At 63.2% G+C, this 4,392-nt stretch carries 5 protein-coding genes; 1 reads left to right on the plus strand and 4 read right to left on the minus strand.

Translation table 11 applies throughout. From position 1 onward, the window contains the following. Nucleotides 1–228, plus strand: a 228-nt coding sequence (locus ACP5H1_RS07980) for a zinc ribbon domain-containing protein (protein ID WP_427973868.1), incomplete at its 5' end; no start/stop codon positions are given. Between the two features lie 314 nt (nucleotides 229–542). Here the strand turns inward: ACP5H1_RS07980 and ACP5H1_RS07985 are convergent. The 4 genes from ACP5H1_RS07985 to ACP5H1_RS08000 form a co-directional block, all read right to left on the minus strand. Next, nucleotides 543–677 (minus strand): hypothetical protein, encoded by a 135-nt coding sequence (locus ACP5H1_RS07985; RefSeq protein WP_427973870.1) that lies wholly within the window; start codon nucleotides 675–677, stop codon nucleotides 543–545. A gap of 169 nt (nucleotides 678–846) precedes the next feature. After that, on the minus strand, nucleotides 847–1,266 hold the full coding sequence (locus ACP5H1_RS07990; RefSeq protein ID WP_427973872.1) for a hypothetical protein: 420 nt from the start codon (nucleotides 1,264–1,266) through the stop codon (nucleotides 847–849). A 49-nt stretch (nucleotides 1,267–1,315) separates the two neighbouring features. Beyond that, complete coding sequence (locus ACP5H1_RS07995) at nucleotides 1,316–3,472, minus strand: 2Fe-2S iron-sulfur cluster-binding protein (protein ID WP_427973875.1); 2,157 nt, start codon at nucleotides 3,470–3,472, stop codon at nucleotides 1,316–1,318. Nucleotides 3,473–3,477: 5 nt separating this feature from the next. Beyond that, the coding region (locus ACP5H1_RS08000) for an NADH-ubiquinone oxidoreductase-F iron-sulfur binding region domain-containing protein (protein WP_427973877.1) at nucleotides 3,478–4,392 on the minus strand (915 nt) is incomplete at its 5' end.

Consider the following 4,392-nt stretch of genomic DNA (forward strand, 5'->3'; position numbering starts at 1 on the left):
AGGTGCGGGCTCGTGAGGGGAGACCTGACCCTCAGCGACCGCGTCTTCGTGTGCCCGAGGTGCAGCTGGACTGCCGACAGGGACTACAACGCCGCGCTTAACATCCTGAGGCGTGCGGGGTGGGAGCCACCCTCAGCGCCTGTGGAGCTCCGCCCTCTACCCGTAGCGAAAAGCTACGGGCAAGGCGGGGCTGTGAAGCAGGAAGCCCCGCCCTTCAGGGCGGGGTAGCTCACATATGCCAGCGGGAGGGAGCCGAGGGCGTACTGGGGGTCGGACTTTCATTGAGGTTTCATGAATTTGTGTTCAACCCCTCGTCCTCATGCCCCTTGTCCGGCTCCCCATGCCTAGGTTAGGGAGCAGAGCTCCCGGCCACGACGCGGGGGGCCTCACCGAGCCCGTCCTCCCCTCACATTGCTCCTCGGGTTCACCGTAGGGCCCTCTTCTACATGATGATAGTAATGGAGAAGCCTATAAACTTCCGTGAAGGGATGGCTGTGAATGATAAATAAAATAATATCAAATGATATAAACTTCACGGCTTATCAGAAACTGTTGACAACAGCGGCGCCAGTGAGGGTAGCCGCAACGGCGCCCAGGGGCGCTATCATGGCTATTGCCTGGCCCAGGAGCTCGTTGTAGCCTATGGCGTTCCTCAGGAGCCCCTTACCTGATGACATGTGGGTCCCCCGACGGCTCACCCCGCGTGGCTACCTATAAAATGTTCACAGGTTCCGAGTAAGTTAAAACGATGTAATGCCCTAAATAATGTAATATTGATCTGGCCGTTTCTGCTAGAACGTGTATTAGCTCTTCCTTACAGAATTCCAGGGCTTTAAACGTCAGACGTCAGTTTACCCTGTCCAGGGCTATTGACATCACCGACCTGGTCCTCTGCCCAACCCCCTTGACCTGGAGCTCGGACCTCTGCGAGAGGTAGTCCAGGTACTCGAGGAGGCTGTTGTAGAAGCTCACCCTGTTGTGGTCGGCCACCCTGTTGTACTTGCACTCCCCCCTCGTGCCTGTGACGGCCAGGGACATGGGGTCTATGTATATGAGCACCTCTGCCCTCCTGTTGAGCTTGCCCATGTCCGGTATAACTATGACCTCGTGGGGCCTGTCCACGTATATGCTCTTGACCACGTCTATGTCTATGGCGTTCCTGAGGAAGTCGTACCTGCCCGCCTTTACGTCCCCGTACACCCTCTCGAAGAGCTCGTCGAGCTCCCTCCTGAACTCGTAGCACTCGTCGTCTTCCCAGCTGCCCAACCGCAGTGCCCAGTCATGGTAGGCGTCGCAGGTTTTTAACTGAAGGCGCTTACGCCGCCATGCGCCTCAGGTCTACCTTGGCTGGCCCCCTGACCATGGAGTCGTAGTCGGGCAGCGGCTCCTTCACCAGGGACCTCAGCTCGTCCCAGGCGTCCCTGGAGGACGAGTACCTCCTCCGGTAGCCGAGGGCCTCCAGGAGCCTTGAGGCGACCTCCCAGCCCCTCATGGCGTTGTTAATGACGGTGTTGCCCCTGGCCAGCGTCAGCCTGCCGTCAGCTGACACGTAGACCCCCTCCTCCTCGACGTGAGAGGCCAGCGGCAGGTGGAACTTCGAGGCGTAGCTCACGCCGACCCCGGCCGTGGGCGATATGGACACGACCAGCGGGACCCTGGACATGGCCTCAAGTATCGACTCCCTCATGGGCGAGGGGGAGGCCAGGTCGTAGCCTATGACCACCAGCGCCCTGAGCCTCCCGTCCCTGGCGGCCTCTATCATCTCAGCTGAGCTCATGCCCGGCTCCCCCGGCACGCTGGCCTTCCAGGCCGCCTCCAGCTCCCTGGCCTCGTCGAGCCTCAGGCCCCCGGGCAGCCTCGAGGGGCTCACGCCGAAGGCCACGGCCTCGTAGTTGTCGAAGTACGAGAGCAGCGGCAGGAAGCCCGAGCCCTCCCTGCTCAGGGCACCTGAGAGGGCCGCCAGGCTGAGCGACTCTGAGGCGACCCCCGGCGTGCCGTCAAGCTCTGAGACTATGACAAGCCTCCTGGCCGAGGCTATCGCTTCGGCCGCGGCCCTCACCACCCCCTCGTCGACGCCGGCCTGCCTCGACGCCCTCGAGCCTCCCAGCGACCTGAGGCTCAGCGCCAAGGACACGGCCCCGGCGAGGTACCTTGAGGCCCCGGCAACGTCAACCCTTCCACCCTCTGCGAGAGACGCCTCCACCGCCCTTATGGCCGCCTGCAGGGAGTCCTGGCCAGACTCTACGAAGATGTCGGCGAAGCGCGACAGCTTGTCGTCCTTGGTAGATATGACCACCAGCCTCGAGTACCCCTGGAGCGACTGCCTCCTTATGGCCGAGGCCAGGGCCGGGTGGTACTCCTCGACCTGTCCTATGGTAACTATCACGTCCACGTCCTGGACCGCGCTGAAGGGCGCCGTCGGCAGGGGACCCCCGATCGGCGTTAACTCCCCGGTTGACGGGAGGAGGGTCGAGGCAGTGTCTACGTTATTGGTCCCGAGGCCCGCCCTAGCCAGAAGCTGGGACAGGTAGTACGCCTCGGCCGTCAGCCTGGAGGACACTATGACGCCCACCGACCTGGGCCCTCCCTCGCTCACCGCCTCCCTGAGGCCCTGGGCCACGGCCCTCAGGGCGTCGTCCCAGCCGGCCTTGGACCACAGGCCGTCTGACCTGACCCTGGGCCCCTCCGGCCTCTCGGGCACGTAGACCAGGTCCTCCCAGTGGTACTTGCCCTTTAGGCACTCGGCGGAGAAGGGGAGCTGCCCCCTCTCCCCCTCGACGTAGACGGGCCTGGGGCCCGAGAAGCCGACCCTTACAGGGCACGAGAGCGAGCACATGGAGCACGCGGTCTCGCCCCAGCGATCCGGCACGGATGAGGACATCACCTTGTCAACTATGGCCCCGCTGGGGCAGACGTCGACGCATGCCCTGCAGCTTATGCACGAGCTGGTGCCGAACTTGCCCGTCTCCGGTATCACTACGACCTGCTGGCCCCTGTACATGGTCCTCCATATGAGCCTCCCTATGTACTCGTCGCACACCCTGACGCAGCTGTAGCAGAGGACGCACCTGCTGGAGTCGAAGCGGAGGAGCGGGTGGCTGTCGTCAACTAGCTCGGGCTTCCCCTCGCCGCTCGGCTCAACCCCGTACCTCTTGAAGAGCTCCGCCAGCCTGCCCCTGGCGTCCCTGGGGTGCCTCTCGGCCAGCATGCTCAGTATGACCTTCCTGTGCTTGACCACCTCAGGGGTCTCCGTTGAGACCTCCATGCCGTCCTGCACGTACGTCGTGCAGGCGGTCACGAGCCCCCCGCCCTTGACCTCCACGAGGCACAGCCTGCAGCTGCCGTAGGGCGAGAGCCTCTCGTCGTAGCAGAGCGACGGTATGTCTATGCCAGCCCTCCTGGCAGCGTTGAGTATGGTGGTGGGCTTCTCCAGGACGACCTCCTTCCCGTCGATTATCACTCTAACCGGCATGCTAATCACCTCACTATCTCCTTCCAGAACTTCTTAAGCGTGACCGCCACCGCCTGCCCCGTGGCCTGCCCGTGGCCGCACAGGCTGGCCACGGCCATGGTGTTAGCTATGCTAAGGGCCTCCCTGGCCTCCTCCTCAGTCAGGTAGCCCTTGCTGAACATCCTCTCCAGCTTGGCCGTGCCCAGTCTGCACGGGAAGCACTTGCCGCACGACTCGAAGGAGGCGAAGAGCAGCACTTCATGCAGCATGTCGGCGACGCTCGTGTCGTCGCTGAACGCTATCACGTTGCCGTGGCCCAGGCTGGCCCCTATGGCCCTCAGCTCCTCCACGCCAAGCCTCACGTCAAGCTCCTCGGGGGGTATGAGGGAGGCCAAGGGGCCGCCGATCATCACGCCCTTCAGCTTCCCGAACCTCACTCCCCCTCCCATGTCGTAGACCACCTCCCTCAGGCTGACGCCGAACTCAACCTCGTAGAGGCCAGGCCTCGAGAACGTTGAGCTGAGGCTGAGCACCTTCGTGCCCCTGCTCCTGCTGAAGCCCATCTCCGCGTACGCCTCGCCCCCGTTCTCCATGATCCAGGGGACGCTTGAGAGCGTCTCAACGTTGTTCACTACTGTCGGCATGCCGAACAGCCCCCTCTCCGTTGGGTAGGGAGGCCTCGGCATTGGCTCGGGCCTCCTGCCCATTATGGCGTTTATCATGGCCGTCTCCTCCCCCACCACGTAGGAGCCCTTGCCCACGTGGACCTCGATGTCAGATGGCAGAGGGGGCGACAGGTAGCCGGCCTCCCTGACCTCCTCCACGGCCCTCCTCACTGCAGCTATGGCCCCTGGGTACTCCCTCCTTATGTAGAAGTACACCTTGCCCGCGCCTATGGCGTATGCGGCTATTAGGGCCCCCTCTATGACGAGGTACGGGTC

This window comes from Acidilobus sp. (assembly GCF_049973875.1).
In the GTDB taxonomy this organism is placed as follows: Archaea; Thermoproteota; Thermoprotei_A; order Sulfolobales; family Acidilobaceae; genus Acidilobus.